The organism is Vibrio tapetis subsp. tapetis, assembly GCF_900233005.1.
Taxonomy (GTDB): Bacteria; Pseudomonadota; Gammaproteobacteria; order Enterobacterales; family Vibrionaceae; genus Vibrio; species Vibrio tapetis.
In genome coordinates this window covers 2784185-2805425 of record NZ_LT960611.1, presented here as the reverse complement: position 1 = coordinate 2805425, position 21241 = coordinate 2784185, and the positions used below count along the sequence as shown (strand labels likewise).

Annotated in this window: 18 protein-coding genes; 14 read left to right on the top strand and 4 right to left on the bottom strand. The window is 44.3% G+C overall.

All coding sequences use genetic code 11. From position 1 onward, the window contains the following. Positions 1 to 14: 14 nt before the first annotated feature. Positions 15 to 1034, bottom strand: a complete 1020-nt coding sequence (gene fbp / locus VTAP4600_RS12450) for a class 1 fructose-bisphosphatase (protein ID WP_102523083.1) — start codon at positions 1032 to 1034, stop codon at positions 15 to 17. A gap of 329 nt (positions 1035 to 1363) precedes the next feature. On the opposite strand from fbp, the gene mpl reads away from it, so the two are divergent. From mpl to thiQ, 5 genes are all read left to right on the top strand, one after another. Then, entirely contained in the window at positions 1364 to 2719 is a 1356-nt protein-coding gene (gene mpl, locus VTAP4600_RS12445; protein ID WP_102523082.1) for a UDP-N-acetylmuramate:L-alanyl-gamma-D-glutamyl-meso-diaminopimelate ligase, read from the top strand. 9 nt (positions 2720 to 2728) lie between these two features. Further along, positions 2729 to 3355, top strand: a complete 627-nt coding sequence (locus tag VTAP4600_RS12440; protein WP_102523081.1) for a flavin prenyltransferase UbiX — start codon at positions 2729 to 2731, stop codon at positions 3353 to 3355. Positions 3356 to 3590: 235 nt separating this feature from the next. Then, the gene (thiB, locus tag VTAP4600_RS12435) at positions 3591 to 4568 is read left to right on the top strand and encodes a thiamine ABC transporter substrate binding subunit (protein ID WP_415239688.1); all 978 of its coding nucleotides are present in this window, start codon (positions 3591 to 3593) and stop codon (positions 4566 to 4568) included. A gap of 105 nt (positions 4569 to 4673) precedes the next feature. Next, entirely contained in the window at positions 4674 to 6269 is a 1596-nt protein-coding gene (gene thiP, locus VTAP4600_RS12430) for a thiamine/thiamine pyrophosphate ABC transporter permease ThiP (RefSeq protein ID WP_102523982.1), read from the top strand. Next, positions 6262 to 6966: a thiamine ABC transporter ATP-binding protein gene (thiQ, locus tag VTAP4600_RS12425; protein WP_102523983.1), complete on the top strand. Its 705-nt coding sequence runs from the start codon at positions 6262 to 6264 to the stop codon at positions 6964 to 6966. Before thiP ends, thiQ begins: the two co-directional genes overlap by 8 nt. Positions 6967 to 7017: 51 nt before the next feature. On the opposite strand, the gene VTAP4600_RS12420 is transcribed toward thiQ, so the two are convergent. Then, positions 7018 to 8394 (bottom strand): PhoH family protein, encoded by a 1377-nt coding sequence (locus tag VTAP4600_RS12420; RefSeq protein WP_102523079.1) that lies wholly within the window; start codon positions 8392 to 8394, stop codon positions 7018 to 7020. A gap of 426 nt (positions 8395 to 8820) precedes the next feature. Between VTAP4600_RS12420 and rapA the strand changes: the two genes are divergently transcribed. From rapA to VTAP4600_RS12400, 3 genes are all read left to right on the top strand, one after another. Beyond that, positions 8821 to 11733 carry an RNA polymerase-associated protein RapA gene (rapA, locus tag VTAP4600_RS12410; RefSeq protein ID WP_102523077.1) on the top strand — a complete coding sequence of 971 codons (2913 nt, stop codon included), beginning with the start codon at positions 8821 to 8823 and terminating at the stop codon, positions 11731 to 11733. Between the two features lie 163 nt (positions 11734 to 11896). Then, positions 11897 to 12634, top strand: a complete 738-nt coding sequence (gene rluA / locus VTAP4600_RS12405; RefSeq protein WP_102523076.1) for a bifunctional tRNA pseudouridine(32) synthase/23S rRNA pseudouridine(746) synthase RluA — start codon at positions 11897 to 11899, stop codon at positions 12632 to 12634. Positions 12635 to 12687: 53 nt separating this feature from the next. Further along, complete coding sequence (locus VTAP4600_RS12400) at positions 12688 to 13641, top strand: D-2-hydroxyacid dehydrogenase (protein ID WP_102523075.1); 954 nt, start codon at positions 12688 to 12690, stop codon at positions 13639 to 13641. A gap of 83 nt (positions 13642 to 13724) precedes the next feature. Here VTAP4600_RS12400 and VTAP4600_RS12395 read toward each other — a convergent pair whose 3' ends face one another. Both VTAP4600_RS12395 and VTAP4600_RS12390 read right to left on the bottom strand, forming a co-directional pair. Continuing rightward, on the bottom strand, positions 13725 to 14990 hold the full coding sequence (locus tag VTAP4600_RS12395; RefSeq protein ID WP_102523074.1) for an HlyC/CorC family transporter: 1266 nt from the start codon (positions 14988 to 14990) through the stop codon (positions 13725 to 13727). Positions 14991 to 15076: 86 nt separating this feature from the next. Next, complete coding sequence (locus tag VTAP4600_RS12390) at positions 15077 to 15871, bottom strand: cytochrome C assembly family protein (RefSeq protein ID WP_102523073.1); 795 nt, start codon at positions 15869 to 15871, stop codon at positions 15077 to 15079. Between the two features lie 169 nt (positions 15872 to 16040). Between VTAP4600_RS12390 and ffh the strand changes: the two genes are divergently transcribed. From ffh to dapB, 6 genes are all read left to right on the top strand, one after another. Next, positions 16041 to 17438 (top strand): signal recognition particle protein, encoded by a 1398-nt coding sequence (gene ffh / locus VTAP4600_RS12385; protein ID WP_102523072.1) that lies wholly within the window; start codon positions 16041 to 16043, stop codon positions 17436 to 17438. Positions 17439 to 17682: 244 nt separating this feature from the next. After that, on the top strand, positions 17683 to 17931 hold the full coding sequence (gene rpsP / locus VTAP4600_RS12380) for a 30S ribosomal protein S16 (RefSeq protein ID WP_102523071.1): 249 nt from the start codon (positions 17683 to 17685) through the stop codon (positions 17929 to 17931). Between the two features lie 29 nt (positions 17932 to 17960). Continuing rightward, complete coding sequence (gene rimM, locus VTAP4600_RS12375) at positions 17961 to 18515, top strand: ribosome maturation factor RimM (RefSeq protein ID WP_102523070.1); 555 nt, start codon at positions 17961 to 17963, stop codon at positions 18513 to 18515. A 29-nt stretch (positions 18516 to 18544) separates the two neighbouring features. After that, positions 18545 to 19303 carry a tRNA (guanosine(37)-N1)-methyltransferase TrmD gene (gene trmD, locus VTAP4600_RS12370; RefSeq protein ID WP_102523069.1) on the top strand — a complete coding sequence of 253 codons (759 nt, stop codon included), beginning with the start codon at positions 18545 to 18547 and terminating at the stop codon, positions 19301 to 19303. Between the two features lie 41 nt (positions 19304 to 19344). After that, entirely contained in the window at positions 19345 to 19698 is a 354-nt protein-coding gene (gene rplS / locus VTAP4600_RS12365; RefSeq protein ID WP_102523068.1) for a 50S ribosomal protein L19, read from the top strand. Positions 19699 to 19967: 269 nt separating this feature from the next. Continuing rightward, the gene (dapB, locus tag VTAP4600_RS12360; protein WP_102523067.1) at positions 19968 to 20777 is read left to right on the top strand and encodes a 4-hydroxy-tetrahydrodipicolinate reductase; all 810 of its coding nucleotides are present in this window, start codon (positions 19968 to 19970) and stop codon (positions 20775 to 20777) included. Positions 20778 to 21241: the final 464 nt, after the last annotated feature.

Genomic DNA, 21241 nt, shown 5'->3' with positions numbered 1-21241 from the left:
CGAGTTAAAACAAATTACAAGTTGTCGTTATGGTAGAACTCCATAAAAGACTCTACCTTTTTAACCATGTTCTTTGAACCACAGAAGAAAGGCACGCGTTGATGTAACTCGGTCGGCTTGATGTCTAGAATCCGCTGCTCACCATCAGAGGCGCTGCCACCAGCCTGCTCAATCAGCATTGCCATAGGGTTGCATTCATATAACAGACGAAGCTTGCCATTAGGGTGGGCTTCCGTACTCGGGTATAGGTAAATACCGCCCTTAAGTAAGTTACGATGGAAATCAGAAACCAACGAGCCAATATAACGAGAAGTATAAGGACGGCCTTTTTCTGGAACACTTTCTTGGCAGTACTTGATGTATTTTTTTATACCGGTTGGGAATCGGATATAGTTCCCTTCATTGATGGAATAGATGAAGCCATCTTCCGGTGTCGTTAGTGCTTCATGAGACAAACAGAAAACACCAAGTGATGGGTCATAGGTAAAGGCATGAACGCCTTTGCCTGTTGTGTAGACCAACATGGTAGATGAACCATAAACCACATAACCGGCTGCAACTTGCTTATTGCCAGGCTGTAGAAAATCTTCTTGCGTTGGTGTCGTGCCTTTTTCGGAAACACGGCGGTAGATAGAGAAAATAGTACCGACGGAAACGTTTACGTCAATGTTCGAGGAACCATCTAGCGGGTCCATCAAAACGACGTATTTTGCGTTTTTGTTTAGCTCTTTATTGAATGCAACCGCTTCATCTTCTTCTTCACTGGCAACACCGCAAACTTGATCGCGAGCTTCCAGTGCAGCTTTGAATTTTTCGTTTGCGTAAAGATCGAGTTTTTGTTGCTCTTCACCTTGAACGTTATCTGTGCCGACAGAGCCAGTAATATCAACTAGGCCGGCTTTATTGATCTCACGGTTAACAATTTTTGCAGCAAGTTTGATAGAGCCTAGTAAAGAGGAGAGTTCACCGCTAGCATGGGGGAAGTCATGCTGTTTTTCTACGATGAATTCACCTAAGGTACGCATATCAGACATCTTATATCCTTTATCTCAGATGATTGAGCAAATAATGGTGTGGCTTGTCCATTTAGGGAGGTACCAACATAATCATAGTTGGTAGGGTAAATAGACAAGTGTTAAATCAGCGAAACTAAGACGATGACACCTCTTTGTGGGTATTATTCGCCACACTTCATATTGTATAAGTTTGATCTTTATTATGGTAATGAAGTAACTCGTTTGTTAATGAATTTATTCACTCGTTTTTTTATTTATTTACGGCAAAATGACCGTACGCTAAAGCAGCATTATCAGTGGTTAAGCATTCTAATAGTAATCACATAACGAGCAGTTAGGACTCCAATATGCATATACACATTCTTGGCATTTGCGGCACATTTATGGGCGGTGCCGCTATCTTAGCAAGACAACTTGGCCATAAAGTAACAGGAAGTGACGCAAACGTTTACCCTCCTATGAGTACTTTGCTGGAATCGCAAGGCATCGAAATAATTCAAGGTTATGACAGCGCTCAATTAGAGACAAAGCCAGACCTAGTGGTGATTGGTAACGCAATGAGTCGCGGCAATGAATGCGTTGAATACGTGTTAAATCACAACCTAAAGTACATTTCAGGCCCGCAATGGTTACAAGAATTCCTTTTACACGATCGCTGGGTGTTAGCTGTTTCAGGAACACACGGTAAAACGACGACTGCAAGTATGCTGACATGGATTCTAGAAGACTGTGGTTATCAACCCGGTTTTCTAGTTGGCGGTGTTTTGGGGAACTTTGGCCTGTCAGCTCGACTCGGTGAAAGTATGTTCTTTGTGGTAGAAGCGGACGAATACGACAGTGCTTTTTTTGATAAGCGTTCTAAGTTCGTTCATTACCACCCAAGAACGCTAGTGATGAACAACCTGGAGTTTGATCATGCAGACATCTTTAACGATCTTGAAGCGATTAAGCGCCAATTTCACCACTTAGTGCGAACAGTGCCGGGTAACGGGCGAATCTTCGCTCCTAAACAAGACAAAGCGATTGACGATGTTTTACAGCGTGGATGTTGGAGCGAAACGGAATTCAGTGGCGAACAAGGTGAGTGGCAAGTTAGTAAGCACAAAAAAGATGGCAGCGACTTCGATGTAATATTCAAAAATGAGAGAGTAGGCCGTGTTCAATGGGATTTAGTCGGCGAACATAACGTGAATAATGCTTTGATGGCGATTGCTGCTGCCCGTCATGTGGGAGTAACACCAGACTTAGCCTGTGAAGCATTAGCCAAATTCATCAATACTAAGCGACGTTTAGAGCGAAAAGGTAAAGTGAATGGTGTGACGGTTTATGATGACTTTGCCCATCACCCAACCGCAATTGAACTTACCTTGCAAGGTCTACGTGATAAAGTCGGCGATAAGCGTATTTTAGCGGTGTTAGAGCCTCGTTCGAGCACCATGAAATTGGGGGTTCACAAAGATACGCTGGCGGCTTCACTCGATGTTGCTGACAACGTTTATCTTTTTCAACCAGACAATATCACATGGTCAGTTGAAGAGATCGCGACACAGTGTTCTTCCCCTGCATATACAAACCCAAACATGGATACCTTTGTTGCTCAAATCATTGCAGATGCACAACCAGACGATCAGATTCTTGTTATGAGTAATGGTGGCTTTGGCGGCATTCATCAGAAGCTATTGGATGGCTTAGCAAGAAAGTAAGAGGCAATCATGAACAACGATCAAAAATCCATCACCTTGGCATTTACTGGAGCCTCTGGGGCTCCTTACGGATTGAGACTGCTTGAATGTTTATTAGCGGCTGACTTCCAAGTTTTCCTGCTTATTTCATCGGCGGCACGAGTTGTACTGGCAACAGAACACGGTTTAAAGCTGCCAAGTGGTCCTGACGCAGCTAAACGAGCGTTAGTTGAACACCTACACTGCGACCCTGAAAAGTTGGTGGTATGTGGTAAAGACGATTGGTTTTCACCGGTTGCTTCGGGCTCTGCTGCTCCAAAGCAAATGGTGGTTTGCCCTTGCAGTGCTGGTAGTGTTGCTGCCATTGCCCATGGGATGTCTGATAATTTGATAGAGCGTGCCGCTGATGTAGTGATGAAAGAACGGGGCCAGCTCTTGCTGGTGGTGCGTGAAACGCCATTTTCGACGTTGCACCTAGAAAACATGCATAAACTGTCTCAACTTGGTGTCACCATCATGCCTGCCGCTCCTGGCTTTTATCATCAACCGAAGTCGATTGATGACTTAGTTGATTTTATGGTTGCTAGAATATTAGATCATCTTGGTGTTGAACAAAAAATGGTACCACGTTGGGGTTACGACCAAAGGCCATCTTAATGATTGAGTAGCAATGCATATAGCTCAATGATGTAGAACAGTTTACAATGCTGCAACGTTTGATACTCATCAAACCAAAACTCTCGGGGTGCTGAGGCATGTTGCCGACGCTGAGAATCATACCCGTATACCTGAACCAGATAATGCTGGCGTAGGAATTGAGCTTGAACCTTTCACCTCAACCCCTGTGCCGCTCACTCATAAAGGATAGGAGCGAGCTGTGAACAAAACACTGATGTCAGTAGCTGTAGCTACACTGATTTCCCCATTCGCAATGGCGAATACCGATACGCTAACCGTTTATACTTACGATTCATTTGCTGCCGACTGGGGGCCTGGTCCGGCGGTTAAAAAAGCGTTTGAAGCACAATGTGACTGTACTCTTAACTTGGTTGCCTTGGATGATGGCGTGACCATTTTGAACCGTTTACGTTTGGAAGGAAATAACAGTAAAGCGGATGTACTGCTAGGGCTTGATAATAACCTAATGGCAGAAGCTAAGAAAACGGGTCTGTTAGCTGAGCACAGCGTAGATACATCAGCTGTCATTGTTCCTGGTGGATGGCAAGATACGACTTTCGTACCGTATGACTTTGGCTACTTTGCTTTTGTATACAATAAAGAAACACTAAAGAACCCACCGAAAAGCTTAAAAGAGCTGGTTGAGCAACGAGACGATCTTAATATCATTTATCAAGATCCTCGCACCTCAACTCCGGGGCAAGGCCTGATGTTATGGATGAAATCCGTGTATGGCGAAAACGTCAGTGACGCGTGGCAGCAGTTAGCAAAGAAAACGGTAACCGTAACGAAAGGTTGGTCAGAAGCGTATAACATGTTCTTGAAGGGGGAGTCTGACATGGTGTTGTCTTACACAACTTCTCCTGCTTATCACATTATTGCAGAGCAAGATGAAAAGTACGCAGCCGCAAGCTTTTCTGAAGGTCATTACACTCAAGTTGAAGTGGCTGCAAAAGTAAAAGCCAGCAAAAACCCGGAGTTAAGTGAGCAGTTTATGCAATTTATCTTAAGTTCGGAATTCCAATCTGCCATGCCTACTGGTAACTGGATGTACCCAGCAACGGATGTTGAGCTGCCAAAAGGGTATGATGCGCTTTCTGTTCCAAGTAAAGCGTTGTCTTTCTCGTCCGAAGAGATCGCTAAACAGCGTAGAAGCTGGGTGCGTGAGTGGCAAAGTGCGTTAACTAACTAGTATCGTTATTCGTTTCCGATTCTCGTTGGGTTAATTTCTGTTTTTAATCTTGTTTGAGCTGTGCATAATGCGCAGCTCACTTCTTACTATAAGCGACCTGTCGTGATCAGACGTGTTCCTAAGTCGGGCATCATTGCTGCTATTGGCATTGCCTTTTTTGTTACCGCCGCCTTGAGCGCATTATTACTGCATGCTCCCTCTCTTGATCCAAGCTACATCTGGAACGACCCTTACTATCGCCATGTGACTCAATTTAGTTTCTACCAAGCCTTTTTGTCGACGTTACTCAGTGTGGGTTTTGCAGTACCTGTCGCTCAGGCCATTTCAAAAAGGCAGTTTTTTGGCAAAAGCCTGCTACTCAAATTGTTTGCCAGTACCTTGGTGTTACCCGTCTTGGTTGGGGTGTTTGGCTTGCTCGCTATTTATGGTAACAGTGGCTTATTAGTCGGTGGGTTTAAGTGGTTAGGAGTCGATCCAGGCTTTTCTATCTATGGATTAAACGGCATCTTATTGGCGCACCTTTTCTTTAATTTGCCTTACGCTACACGTCTGTTAGTGCAGTCATTGGAAGGCATTCCGTACGAGCAACACAAACTATGCGCACATCTAGGCATGAATCACTGGCAAAAATTTTGTTGGGTAGAGTGGCCTAGATTAAAGCAACAGTTGCCACACGTGTGTGGTCTTGTTTTTATGCTGTGTTTTACCAGTTTTGCGACCGTCATGGCATTGGGCGGTGGGCCGAAATCGACCACGATTGAATTAGCCATATATCAAGCGATTAAGTTTGATTTTGATCTTCAAGCTGGCGCTCTATTAGCCATATGGCAAATGTTGTTGTGTGGGCTCTTGGCTTTGGCGATTCAAAAGCTAGCAAAGCCGCAGCCAACGTATTTAGGATCATCACAAAGCTCGTCGGCATTCAGGCGAGACAGCAAGTTAGCGAAGCTATGGGACGGGTTTTGGATATTGGCCTCGGTATTGTTGGTTATTCCCCCTTTGTTGATGGTGGTGATAAGTGGCATCAATCCGAGCGCGTTAGCGGTGTTATTGGACGGGCACTTTTGGCAGGCACTGGCCGCATCGTTGCAAGTCGCCATACTTGCGAGCATTGGCGCCCTGACGTTAGGTTCGATGATTTTAGCAACCAGTCGAATGTGGCGTTTAACCGGAAAAACATTCAAAGCCGACAAAATCGAACTAATAGGTACGATCATTCTGGTTACGCCCGGTTTAGTCGTGAGTACCGGTTTGTTTTTGTTGATGCGAAGCATTACCGATGTATTTAGCGTCGCATTTTGGGTGGTGATAGCGGTAAACAGTTTGATGGCCTTGCCGTACGTGATTAAAACACTCGCTCAGCCGATGTTTCAATTGGTGCAACAATATCAGTACTTAACCGCAAGCTTGGGTGTGACGGGCTGGCACCATTTGAAATTGATGGAATGGCGAGCCTTACGTAAGCCGATTGCTCATGCGCTTGCGATCAGCTTTATGTTATCAATAGGGGATCTCAGTGCCATCGCATTATTTGGTGGCCAAGAGTTTAGAACCTTGCCCTTGTATCTTTTTCAAATGCTAGGCAGTTACCAAATGGATGCGGCGGCAGCCGTTTCTTTGAGTCTTTTAATTGTGAGCGTATTGAGTTTTGTCATCATCGAACGATTATTAAAAACGGAGGCCACCCGTGGCAATGCTTGAGTTAACGAAGGTCAATTACCAATACCAGCAAGAACTGTTTACGTTTAACTTGCAGGCTGACCAAGGAGACATTGTCGCTCTTATGGGCCCAAGTGGCGCCGGGAAGTCGACTTTACTGGCATTGGTTGCTGGTTTTATTGAGCCTAGCAGCGGTGAGATCAGCGTTGATCAAACGAGTTTGTTGGGGCGATTGCCACACCAACGACCGCTTTCAATGCTATTTCAAGAGCATAACCTATTTGCTCATCTCACTATACGAGAAAACATTGGCCTTGGTTTGCATCCAGGCCTTAAGCTCTCGCAAGCGCAGCACCAGCAGGTGAGCGATGCGGCGGAACTTGTCGGGATTGAAAGCTATCTAGACCGATTACCAGAGCAACTGTCAGGAGGTCAAAAGCAACGGGTTGCTTTAGCTCGATGCTTTGTTCAGCCTCACCCTATTTGGCTGCTCGATGAGCCATTTTCCGCACTCGATCCCGTTATTCGAGAAGACATGCTGGAGCTGGTGAAAAGGCTCGCCGTAGAAAAAGGGATTACCATCGTGATGGTGACACACCATATTAGTGACGCGAAGGCGATTGCGAGTCAATTTGCCTTTATGCGTAATGGTGAGGTAGAAAGTGTGGGCACCATTGAGGAATTGACTCAAAACCACAACAATCCACACCTTAGTGCTTTTGTTCGCGCTGGCGAGTGATGGTGAATGCGCCCAAAACGTTTTGGGCGCAATGGTTCAAAAAGCCATGAACTATAGATTTTCTTCAGCAAACTCAGCGAGCCGGCTACGAACCACACCATTTAGATGAATGTTGGCACTACCGGGGAAGTTTTTAAATCGCTCAACCATATACGTTAGCCCTGAGGTGACAGGGGTTAGGTAAGGTGAATCAATTTGAGCCAAGTTGCCTGAACAGACAATTTTCGTTCCTTCGCCACAACGCGTGATGATGGTCTTGATTTGTGAAGCGGTTAAGTTTTGGCACTCATCTAATAAAACAAATGCATTTTGAATGGATCGTCCACGCATAAAGTTGATCGATTTAAATTGAATGTTGGCTTTATCGCAGATGTATTTTAATGAGCCTTCGGTACAGTGATCGTTTTTATGCAAGGCTTCGAGTGTATCCGTGATTGCTGCGAGCCACGGCATCATCTTCTCCTCTTCGCTGCCCGGTAAAAAACCAATCGACTCACCAATATCTGGGGTATTTCTTGTTACGATAATTTTGTCGAACATACTGTGTTCAATGTTTTGTTCTAAAGCCGCGGCCATGGCAAGCAATGTTTTTCCGCTTCCTGCTGCACCCGTTAAGATGACCAAATCAATGTCCGGGTCAAGCAGTGCATCTAGCGCCATGCCTTGATAGATATTCTTTGGCCTGATATCCCACGCCTGACGATGCATTAAGCGTTCATGTCCAATGTCTTTGATGACGATTTTGTCTTCTTCGATGGAATCTACTCGGCCTGCAAAGTCACTTCTCTCATCAATTAAATATTGATTAACAAATGTTGCTTCAAGTTCTTCCTTATCTAAAGTATGGAAGGTTTTACCTGCTAAGCTTTTGCTTTCGACGTTTTCAATTTGTTGCCAGAAGTCGCCAGGGTACTTGTGAAAGCCCTTAGTTAAGAACTGCACGTCATCAATCAGTTGGTCGGTGCGGTAATCTTCGACTAAGCGCACGCCAGCCCCTTTGGCTCGAAGCCTCATGTTGATGTCTTTGGTGATGAGCACAACATCTCTAGGGGAACGTTTGTTCTGTAAATAAATCACACCGTTTAAAATACGATTATCGCCTTCCTTATCGGCAAAAGCTCGCACGGTCTCTTGTAATTCGAAGTCGGCTAAAATGGCGATCGTGCCACTGCTTTGATTGTCTTTATGAAGAGGAATACCTTCTGATATTTGATCTGGCGTAGCGTCGTGGAATAGGTTTTCCATGCTGCGAATCGCCACGCGTGCGTCTCTGGCAACGTCACGTTTGCTGTCTTTAATGCGGTCAAGCTCTTCTAGTACCGTCATTGGAATGATGACGTCGTGTTCTTGGAAAGAATAAATAGCGAAAGGTTCGTGTAGAAGGATATTGGTATCGAGAACAAAGATTTTCTTATCGGTATCGCCCATAAACGTCTCCTCTCTGCCGCAGCAGATTGCTCAGTCTTATTTGCAAGTATTTGCAATGAATGATTCGAGCAGAAGCTGAAACAAGCGCATAAATGAGATTAAACCTCAAAAATGCTTCTAAACAGCTGTCTACTTCAAACCCGTTTAGATACCTGTTCAAATGCTTAACCAAACAAATGAACATAGTTCTAGTATATGAAACCTGTGAGAACTTTGTTTTAGGATTGTCACATCTTTCTTACACTTTGATGGCAAATGAGAAAGAGCGTAAAAAAAACGCCATTTTACTCGCTTTCATCGTGACCTAAATCACGTCATCAAGTAAGATTAGCGCCCTTTTGAGCAGGTAAGGCTGGAGTTACTCCAGATTCGAATATACTTATTCTTACTTGTGGATTTAGTTATAAAAATGAGGAAGTCAATTACATGGCATTTGCTTTAGGTCAACGCTGGATTAGTGATACAGAGGGTGATTTAGGTCTTGGTACGGTCGTCGCAATGGATGCTCGTACAGTGACACTAATGTTTGCGGCATCAGAAGAAAATCGGGTTTACGCTCGCACCGATGCACCAGTGACCAGAGTAACGTTTAATGTCGGTGATGTGATTGATGCTCAAGAAGGCTGGACGTTAAAAGTTGAAGAAGTCTCTGAAGATGCAGGTATCCTGACTTATTTTGGTACACGCCAAGATACAGAAGAAAGCGACGTGGCATTACGTGAGATCTTCTTAAGCCATCAAATTCGTTTCAACAAGCCACAAGACAAGTTATACGCAGGTCAAATCGATCGCATGGATAACTTTGTATTGCGTTATCGTGCACTTAAAAATCAATTCCAACAACATAAGAGCCCGATGCGTGGGTTGTGTGGTATGCGTGCGGGCTTGATCCCTCATCAGCTTTATATTGCCCACGAAGTAGGGCGTCGTCATGCGCCTCGTGTTTTACTTGCCGATGAAGTGGGTCTTGGTAAAACCATCGAAGCGGGCATGATCATGCACCAACAGTTACTGTCTGGCCGTGCTGAACGTATCTTGATTTTAGTGCCAGAAACTCTCCAGCATCAATGGCTGGTGGAGATGATGCGTCGTTTCAATATGCACTTCTCTATTTTTGATGAAGAGCGTTGTGTTGAAGCTTATGCAGAAGCCGATAACCCATTTGATACGCAACAACTCGTATTATGTTCTTTAGACTTCTTACGTAAAAGTAAAAAGCGTTTTGACCAAGCTCTTGAAGGCGACTGGGATCTATTGGTTGTTGATGAAGCACATCACCTAGAGTGGAGTCAAGAAAGACCAAGCCGTGAATACCAAGTGGTAGAAGGGTTAGCTGAGAGAACAGACGGTGTGTTATTGCTGACCGCAACACCAGAGCAACTTGGCCACGAGAGTCACTTTGCACGTTTGAGGTTGCTTGATTCCGATCGTTTCTACGACTACGAAGAATTCGTAAAAGAAGAAGCGCAATATGCGCCAGTTGCCGATGCAGTAACAACGCTATTTTCTGGTCAAAATCTAGAAAATGACGCTAAAAAACAGATTGCGGAACTGTTGCACGAGCAAGATGTAGAGCCCTTGTTCAACATTATTGAAGGTGACTCCGCGGAAGAAGAGAAAGCCAAAGTCCGCCAAGAACTGATTGACAGCCTTATGGACAGACACGGTACTGGTCGTGTGTTGTTTAGAAATACCAGAGCGGCAATCAAAGGCTTCCCTAAACGTAATGTTCATATCTTACCTATGCCGATCCCGAGCCAATACACCACTGCGATGCGTGTAGCGGGAATGCTGGGTGGCGCACAAATGAAGCCTGAAGCTCGTGCTATGAAAATGCTCTACCCGGAAGAAATTTTCCAAGAGTTTGAAGGTGACAGCGCATCATGGTGGCAGTTTGACTCCCGTGTGAATTGGCTGCTTGAAAAGATCAAAGAAAAACGCAGTGAAAAAATCTTGGTGATCGCTTCACGAGCGAATACGGCACTTCAGCTTGAGCAAGCACTGCGTGAGCGAGAGGGCATTCGTGCGACCGTATTCCATGAAGGCATGTCTATTATCGAGCGTGATAAAGCGTCGGCTTACTTCGCTCAAGAAGAGGGTGGAGCTCAGGTTCTGATTTGTTCTGAAATTGGATCTGAAGGGCGTAACTTCCAGTTTGCCAACCAATTGGTGATGTTTGATCTTCCGTTCAACCCTGACTTACTTGAACAGCGTATCGGCCGTTTAGACCGTATTGGCCAACAGCGTGATATCGATGTTTATGTGCCTTACTTAGAAGGTACGTCACAGGGCACATTAGCGCGTTGGTTTGATGAAGGTTTGAATGCCTTTAGAGAAACATGTCCTACAGGTCGTGCCGTTTACGATCAATTTGTTGAACAGTTAGTGGGTATTTTGGCCTCAGGCAACAGCGAAGGCCTTGATGACGTTATCGAACAGTCGAATAAACTCAATCTTGAGCTGAAATCTAAGTTAGAGCAAGGCCGTGATCGTTTATTGGAAATGCACTCAAACGGTGGCGATCGTGCTCACGATATTGTCGAAAAAATTGAGAGCACCGATGGCGACACAAACTTAGTGACGTTTGCTTTAGGTCTGTTCGACACGATCGGCTTGAACCAAGATGATAAAGGCGAAAATGCCTTGGTGGTGACACCATCCGAACACATGATGGTGCCAAGTTACCCAGGCTTGCCTTATGAAGGCGCAACCATCACGTTTGATCGTGAAACGGCGTTGTCTCGTGAAGACATGCACTTTATGAGTTGGGAGCACCCAATGATCCAAGGTGGTATCGACTTACTACTGAGTGAAGGGGTGGGGACTTCTGCGGTATCTTTGTTGAAAAACAAAGCGCTGCCAGTGGGTACTATCTTATTGGAGTTGGTTTACCTTGTGGATGCGCAAGCACCAAAACGCAGTGGTATTTCTCAGTTCCTACCTCAAACGCCAATTCGCATCATGTTGGATGGCCGTGGTAACGATCTGTCTGAGCAAGTTGAGTTTGAAGGTTTCAACCGTCAATTGAGCCCAGTAAATCGTCACTTAGCGAGCAAGTTAGTGAACTCAGTTCAAGCACAAGTTCACCAACTGATTGAAGCGGGTGAAGGGCATGTTGAGCCTCAACTTGAAAAAGTGAGAGCGCAAGCCATGCAAGACATGCAGCAAAACCTTAATGGCGAGCTAGAGCGCTTACAAGCACTTAAAGTGGTAAACCCGAACATTCGTGATGAAGAACTTGAAGCCATTGAAGCGCAAATTAAAGAGCTAACAGGTTTGATTAATCGTGCTCAAATTCAATTGGATTCGCTACGCTTGATTGTTGTTAGTCATAATTAAAAAAGGCTGAGGAGTTAAGAACGCTTTGCTAAAGGCGAAAGATGATGTGAGTTTGCTTCTAAGATGAATCACACCTTTCGCCTGACTTCTTAATTTTTCTTCGCCCATAAAGCCCTAGGAGTTGTCATAGCTCCTCATTCATTACCGCGAGAACTTTAACGCCATGGCAATGCTTGAATACCTTCCGCCGACAGAGCCTTGGCTCGACATTCAATATGAAGACGACGATATCCTTGTGGCAAATAAGCCACCAGGCTTGTTGTCGGTGCCGGGTCGTTTAGCCGAACACTACGACAGCTTGTGGAGTCGTTTGGTTGCGGTTTATCCAGAGATTCAAGTGGTACATCGACTCGATATGTCGACGTCTGGGTTGATGCTGCTAGCAAAAAACAAAGAGGCCGAACGGCATCTAAAAAAGCAATTTCAATACCGTCTAACTCATAAAATTTACTATGCCAGAGTCTGGGGAAGCCCAATAGACAATAACGGCGAAGTAGACTTGCCCTTGATTTGTGATTGGCCTAATCGCCCATTGCAGAAAGTATGTTATGAGCATGGCAAGCCTTCTCAAACACGCTATCAAGTGCTCGATAGAGAAGATAAAACCAGCGTGGTACGTCTATTACCAATTACTGGCCGATCTCATCAACTGCGTGTTCATATGATGGAATTAGGGCATTCGATTGTGGGTGATGAGTTTTATGCCAAAGATGAAGCGCTAGCGTATTCAGATCGCTTACAATTGCATTCGGCAGAATTGAGTTTCTATCACCCTGCAACCAATCAACTAAAAGTGATCTTTGTTCCTTGTGATTTTTATCCACAAGCACAACCTGAGTTGCTTAATGTATTTGAATTTGCGCCTGAATTACCGGATTATAAAACCCTACCCAAAAATTAGCGCCACTGATAACGTCAATTATGCGTGCAGAGTTACAGGGAGGTAACGATTCAATGAATATCGTCTTACTCGATCGAGAAACAATCCCGACACATATCCACTTTCCTGAATTGAGTTTCGATCATCAATGGTTTGAACATGCTTTCACTCCTGCTGAAGAGGTTGCTCAGCGCATTGAACATGCTGTTGTGGTTATCAGTAACAAAGTCCGTCTTGATGAAAGTAATTTGGCTAATGCAAAACAGCTAAAACTGATTGTTGTTGCGGCTACCGGCGTTAACAACGTTGATTTGGATTATTGCCACAAGCAAGGGATCGCGGTGTGCAATGTGCAAGGGTACGCAACCCGCTCTGTACCTGAGCACGTCATTGCCATGTTATTCACCCTAAGACGAAATCTGCTGGCTTACCATCAAGATGTTCAAGCCGGAAAATGGGGTGTTTCGCGCCAGTTTTGCTTTCTGGCTCACCCCATCAATGATGTCGCAGGGTCGACTATGGGGATCATTGGTTCAGGCGCATTAGGGCAATCTGTCGCAAAACTGGCTCAAGCGATTGGGATGAACGTTCTGTTTGCTGAGCGTAAAGGGCAAACTCATTGCCGTGAAGCTTATTTGCCTTTTGAAGAGGTACTGAGGCAAGCGGATGTGGTTAGCTTACATTGCCCGCTAAATAATGAGACTCAGAATTTGATTGGCGAATCAGAACTTGCGTTGATGAAAGCGAATGCGACTCTTATCAATACAGGGCGTGGTGGGCTGGTGGATGAACGCGCGCTAATACGTGCTTTAAAAGTGGGGGAAATTGGTGCTGCGGGCTTTGATGTTGCCACGCAAGAACCCGCTCCCGATTCGAATCCATTGGTTGAAAACTCGAACTTACCCAATCTGCTTATTACCCCGCATGTTGCATGGGGCAGTGACAGTGCAATCACGCGCTTGTGTGAAATCGTTATTGAAAATATTGAAGCATTTGTTGCAGGGGAAGAACTTAATCGAGTCGTCTAAGCGTAATGTTAATTAACGCACCTTAAAAAACAAACGCTCATATTATTGTAATATAAGCGTTTTTGTTATGCTTCCTTTAGCCTTTAGCCTTTAGACGGAAAAACCTTCACCATCTTAATTTTATTCTCAGTGAAATCCATGATTTCCATTGGATGATCCGAAATGCGAATGCTTATGTGGCTTTCTGGAATATCTTCTAAGTGCTCTAAAATTAGGCCGTTTAAGGTTCGTGGGCCATCGGTAGGGAGTTCCCACTTAAGGCCTTTGTTGATATCTCGAATGTTTGCACTGCCTTCAATGAGGAAGCTACCATCAGTTTGCGGTGTAATTTCTTCCGCTAAACTTGGCGTCATTGACGTCGTAAACTCACCAACAATCTCTTCAAGAATATCTTCTAACGTCACCAATCCATTGATATCACCGTACTCATCAACCACTAAACCAATGCGTTGTTTATTGCGTTGGAACTTAAGTAATTGAACATTCAGCGGTGTCGACTCAGGAATGAAATATACTTCATCAGCAGAGCGAAGTAGGGTTTCTTTGGTGAATTCATTTTTCTCTAGCATGATTCGATAAGCTTCACGCATGCGTAACATACCCACGACTTCATCAATCTGGTCACGGTACAAAACAATCCTACCGTGCGCAGAGTGTGTCAACTGACGCACAATCGATTTCCAGTCGTCATTAATATCAATGCCCGTAATTTCGTTTCTTGGCACCATGATGTCGTTTACAGTGACATTTTCTAAATCAAGAATGGAGACTAGCATCTCCTGGTGGCGCAAAGGAATGAGATTACCCGCTTCGTTTACAACGGTACGTAATTCATCTGAGCTTAAATGATCTTCGTTGGTATGCTTCGCCTCAATACCTAAGATACGAATAAACCCATTGGTAATGAAGTTCACCAAAATGACTAAAGGTGAGAGTAACTTCATTAGTATGCTTAAAACAATTGAACTGGCGTAAGACACTCGTTCAGGGTAGAGGCTTGCAAGGGTTTTAGGTGTGACTTCTGCAAATACCAGTACGACCATGGTGAGCGCACCTGTTGCAATCGCAACCCCGAGATCTCCATATAAGCGCATACCAATAATAGTCGCAATAGCAGATGCTAGGATATTAACGAGATTGTTACCGATGAGAATGAGGCCGATCAAGCGATCTGGGCGTTCGAGCAGTTTCTCTACTCTGCGAGCCCCTTTATGGCCTTCTTTGGACAGGTGTTTGAGACGATATCTGTTGAGCGACATCATCCCTGTTTCTGAGCCAGAAAAATACCCTGAGATGATGATTAGAATAGCGAGCACGGCAAATAATATGCCCGTTGATATGTCATCCAAACTGATTTTGTCCTTATGTTCCTATATAGATGTACGTGGTCATCATCACTAATTAAATGCCAACGATACAAAAATGCAAATTACATTTATCCGAGAATGATCTCTTGCACAAAACGGCTTCCAAAATAAGCCAGTGTTAATAACGTCGCTCCAGCGACCGTAATCCAAGTTACCCGAGTGCCGCGCCATCCCTGTTGGTAGTGACCCCAAAGTAATACACTATAGACAATCCACGCGATGAAAGAGAGAACGGCCTTATGAGCCTTTCCTTGCATAAACATATCATCGACAAAGAAGTAGCCAGTAATCAAAGTAGCCGTTAAAAGCACAGTACCGATTAAGATGATCTTGAAAAGTTGTCTTTCTACCTTCATTAAAGGAGGAAGGTTAGGATTTATTGCGAGTGACTTTTTACTTTTTAACTTGTGATCAAGCCAACCTAGTTGCAATGCATATAAAGCCGCAATCGTGAGCGTTGAGTAAGAAAACAGAGCCAAAGAAATGTGCATTAACAACTTAGGCGCATTTTCCAAGTGCGTGATGTAAGCACTGGGTAAAAACGTCGCTGCTGAAAGGTTTAAAATAGCAAAGCCATAAACCACTGGGAGTAAAAACCACAGTCGGGTTTTGAACATGGAAGCACTCATCACCAGAGAAATGATGAAGCTGATCAAAGAAGCGACATTTAGAATACTAAGATTCTGGCCACTTCCATTTAGAATAAGGTCACCTAAGAGCCAAGCGTGAAAAAACAGTGCAGATACAGCACAGGCAAACACAGCTCGTGTCTTGATGCCGGTATGATGCGCCAAACCTGGCACGATCGTACTGATGGCAAGAGCATAAAGAATTACGGCTGCAACGGCGATCAAGCTTTCCATGGTTTTTCACAATTTTGACTGTCAGAATAGGGGATTATACCCAAGAGACATCCAAGTGCATAGTGGCGTACTACCTATTCCTTGCGTTCCTGTGACAGACACTTGCTGAAATCATCTGGCCGATTAATGTATACTCACTTTAATTATCTCATTTACTGAGCGAACAACTATGTTTGAGAATTTAACGGATAGACTATCCAAAACGCTGAAAAATATCAGCGGTAAAGGTCGACTGACCGAAGACAACATCAAAGAAACGTTACGCGAAGTTCGCATGGCACTACTGGAAGCAGACGTTGCATTACCAGTAATTCGTGAATTTGTGAAACGCGTTAAGGAAGGCGCTGTCGGTGTTGAGGTGTCTAAATCTCTAACGCCAGGCCAAGAATTCATTAAGATCGTTCAGGCTGAGCTTGAAGCTGTCATGGGTGAATCGAATGAAGCGCTAGATCTGGCCGCGCAACCGCCTGCTGTCATTTTAATGGCGGGCTTGCAAGGTGCCGGTAAAACGACCAGTGTTGCTAAACTGTCTAAGCTTCTTAATGAGCGTGATAAAAAGAAAGTACTGGTTGTTTCTGCCGATGTTTACCGCCCTGCGGCGATCAAACAGTTGGAAACCCTAGCGGGCGAAGTCGGTGTCGATTTCTTCCCATCTTCAGCGGATCAAAAGCCATTGGATATTGCCAATGCAGCTATCGATCACGCTAAGAAAAAATTCTACGACGTATTGGTTGTCGATACTGCCGGTCGTTTAGCCATTGATGAAGCCATGATGGGCGAAATCAAAGAGCTTCATGCGGCTATTACACCTGTCGAAACCTTATTCGTGGTTGATGCCATGACAGGTCAAGATGCGGCTAACACGGCAAAAGCCTTTGGCGATGCACTGCCTCTGACTGGTGTAATATTAACTAAGGTTGATGGTGATGCTCGTGGTGGTGCAGCGTTATCTGTACGCCACATTACAGGCAAGCCTATCAAGTTCTTGGGTGTTGGTGAAAAAACCGATGCATTAGAACCGTTTCACCCTGAGCGTGTCGCTTCGCGTATTCTTGGTATGGGTGACGTACTGTCGCTTATTGAAGATTTGCAACGCAATGTTGATACTGACCAAGCTGAAAAACTGGCGAAGAAATTCAAAGAGAAAAAAGGCTTTGATTTAGAAGACTTCCGCGAACAGTTAGGCCAAATGCAGAACATGGGCGGCATGATGGGCATGATGGATAAGCTGCCGGGCATGAGCAACCTACCAGACAATGTTAAAGACAAAGTCGACGACAAGATGTTCAAGCAAATGGAAGCCATGATCAATTCAATGACAATGAAAGAGCGTTTACGCCCTGAACTCATTAAAGGCTCTCGTAAAAAACGTATTGCTGCAGGCTCTGGTACTCAAGTGCAAGATGTAAACCGCATGCTTAAACAGTTCACCCAGATGCAGAAGATGATGAAGAAAATGCAGAAAGGTGGCATGAAAGGCATGATGCGTAACATGCAAGGCATGATGGGTGGCATGGGCGGTGGCGGTATGGGTGGAATGGGCGGTGGCGGTTTCTTCGGTCGCTAATCCCCGTTATTTCGCCTAACCAAGCGTAAAAACTGCATTCATCGCAATGAGTTGAACCAACAATCATCTCATTGCGTGAAGTTCATCACTGAAAAAGCACTTGCCATGTAGTGGTGAAAAAATAGCTAAAAGCCTTGCATTGACTCCTAATAAGAGTAAAATTCCGAGGCTTTATTTTGGCACGAGACCCCAAAAACTCATTTTTTGGGGTCAATTTATTTATTGAGAAAGCAAAGAGGACGACATGGTAACCATTCGTTTGGCACGTCACGGCGCTAAAAAGCGTCCATTTTATCAAATCGTAGTAGCTGATAGCCGCAACGCTGTAACTGGCCGTTTCATTGAGAAAGTAGGTTTCTTTAACCCTACAGCTCAAGGTCAAGAAGAAGGCCTACGTCTAGACCTAGACCGTGTAAACCACTGGGTTGGTCAAGGCGCGTCTGTTTCTGACCGCGTAGCTAAGCTAGTAAAAGACGCTCAAAAAGCGGCTTAATTCTTACTTAAATAAGAAGAAATTAGCTTATGTCGATGAAGGATAAAGAAACAATGAGTGAGCAAAACGAAAAAATTGTTATGGGCAAGTTTGGTGCTACCTATGGCATTCGTGGCTGGCTTAAAGTTATTTCCTACACAGACAATGCTGAAAACATTTTTGATTACAGCCCTTGGTATTTAAACCAAAAAGGCAAGTGGGTTGAGTACAAAGTAGAAAGCTGGAAGCGTCATGGTCAAGGCTATGTGTGTAAGCTGGAAGGTTTAGAAGTTCGTGAAGAAGCGCAACTACTGACTAACTTTGAAATTGCTGTTAACCCTGCATCACTACCTGAATTGTCAGAAGATGAGTTCTACTGGCGTGAGTTGTTTGGTATGCAAGTGGTAACCACAAAAGGTTACTCTCTAGGTGAGGTTACTGACCTTCTAGAAACTGGCTCAAACGATGTTTTGGTTGTGAAGGCTAATCTTAAAGATGCTTTTGGCCAAAAGGAACGGTTAATCCCGTACCTTGAAGAGCAAGTGATCATTAAAGTTGATCGCGAAGCTCAACGGATCGAAGTTGACTGGGATCCTGGCTTCTAAGCCGTACATTAGATAGAGCGAGAGAACACATGTGGGTTGGCGTAATTAGCCTATTTCCTGAAATGTTCCGTTCTGTTACTGATTACGGGGTAACAGGTCAAGCGGTTAAAAAAGGTCTTTTGTCTATAGAGACTTGGAATCCTCGTGATTTCACTCAAGACAAACATCGCACTGTTGATGACCGACCTTACGGTGGCGGCCCTGGCATGCTAATGATGGTTCAGCCTTTGCGCGATGCTATCCATGCAGCTAAGAATGCATCACCGGGTACGACGAAAGTGATTTACCTTTCACCCCAAGGTCGAAAGCTCGACCAGCAAGGTGTTGAAGAGTTAGCTACATACGAGAATCTAGTTCTAATATGTGGCCGCTATGAAGGGGTAGATGAGCGCATCATCCAAGCGGAAGTTGATCAGGAATGGTCAATTGGCGATTTTGTGATGACGGGTGGGGAAATCCCAGCCATGACGTTAATTGATTCAGTGTCTCGGTTTGTTCCGGGTGTACTTGGAGATTTTGCGTCAGCAGAAGAAGATTCTTTTGCAAATGGTTTGTTAGATTGCCCGCACTATACGCGCCCTGAAGTGTTGGACGGAGAAGAGATACCATCGGTACTCAAATCTGGAAACCACAAAGACATTCGTCGCTGGCGATTGAAACAATCGTTAGGCCGAACTTGGCTAAGAAGACCAGAGCTTCTGGAAAACCTAGCTCTGACTGACGAACAGGAACTATTACTAGCCGAATTCGTTAAAGAGCATAAGCTCGCGAGTAATGACAGCAAGTAACCTATTTATTTTAGTATCAGTTTATTCTAGGAATTTACAAAATGAGCAACATCATCAAGGCTCTTGAAGAAGAGCAAATGAAATCAGACCTACCTAAATTCGCACCAGGTGACACTGTTGTAGTTCAGGTAAAAGTAAAAGAAGGTGACCGTGAGCGTCTACAGGCATTCGAAGGCGTTGTAATCGCTATTCGTAACCGTGGCCTACACTCTGCATTCACTGTTCGTAAAATTTCGAACGGCGAAGGCGTTGAGCGTGCTTTCCAAACTCACTCACCTATCGTTGATAGCATCGAAGTTAAGCGCCGTGGTGCAGTACGTCGTGCCAAACTGTACTACCTACGTGAGCGTTCTGGTAAGTCAGCTCGTATTAAAGAGAAACTTACTAAGAAGTAATGCTTTTTGCATTCTCATAGTGAAAACGGGTTCCCTTCGGGGAGCCCGTTTTTTTTTGCGCTGAAGGTGAAGTGCTAAAAGCGGAGTGCTAAAAGCGAAGTACTAAAAGCTAAGTATTAAAAGCAAGGGGGCGGAGTAGTAAAAGATGAGAAGATATTCATTTGACAGTGATCGCGCTAATGGCAAACTACTTAGCACTTTTAATTAGTAGAAACTTTTGTTCATTTACGTTACATTGATCACATCATTACACATGGAGAAAGAACGCAATGGTTCGAATTGCGATTGCAGGAGCAGCCGGCCGTATGGGTCGTAACTTAGTTAAAGCTACCGTATTTAATTCAGAGGCTACTTTAGGTGCCGCATCTGAACGTCCTGAGTCTTCATTAATTGGCGTTGATGCTGGTGAACTCAGCGGTGAAGGTCGTTTGAACGTCGCCTTAGTGGATGACTTTGCTAAAGCCGTTAATGAATTTGATGTTCTTGTCGATTTTACTGCTCCAGGCAGCACATTGGCGAACATTGAGTTGTGTAAGCAGCACGGTAAGACCATTGTTATTGGAACCACTGGTTTTTCTGAACAAGAGAAGCTGCAAATCGAACAAGCTTCTAAAGAAATTCCTATCATCATGGCACCGAACTACAGTGTTGGTGTGAACTTGGTGTTTAAGTTGCTTGAGAAAGCCGCCAAAGTGATGGGAGATTACTGCGATGTTGAAATCGTAGAAGCACACCACCGTCATAAGGTAGACGCACCATCAGGTACGGCTATTGGAATGGGTGAGGCAATTGCTGGTGCCATGGGTAATGAGTTAAACGACGTAGCCGTATATGCCCGAGAAGGCATTACAGGTGAAAGAACTAAAGACGAAATTGGTTTTGCGACCATTCGTGCTGGTGATATCGTTGGCGAGCACACTGCTATGTTTGCTGATATTGGTGAGCGTGTAGAGATCACTCATAAAGCCACTGATAGAATGACTTTTGCCAATGGTGCAATTAAAGCTGCGGTATGGTTGGCAGCAAAACCTGCGGGCTTCTACACCATGACCGATGTATTAGGTTTAAACGAATTATAATCCTATCCGTCGCTAGTCGCGAAAAATGCAGTTATAAATAATTATGCGCCAGCTTAACGCTGGCGTAGTGCTATCTATTGATATGTTAATTTATAGTAATCGAACCTATTGTTGTAATAAATAGCTCTGTTAGCTTGTATTTATGGTATCTTCAATTAAAAAGTAACACTTAGTGCTTAAATGTCGGTGTTATCCTTGTGTTTTTAACGTTTGCGTAATGTTGAACGTCTCATCCAGCTCCTTCCTCCGTCCATTTTTTTGTAAATCCCAATTTCGGCTTCTGAATAGTGCTTTGAATATGACTAAAGTTGTGATTTTATGCCCTTAAAGGCAATTAGTGAGTTTTTATTAGCAAATAACAAATTTCCTTTACGAGAAATGTTGACACACATCACAGTGATCACTAGAATATCGCCAATTTGTCAAAATTCACTGATTTTGCGCATTCATGCGTTAAAAGTGTT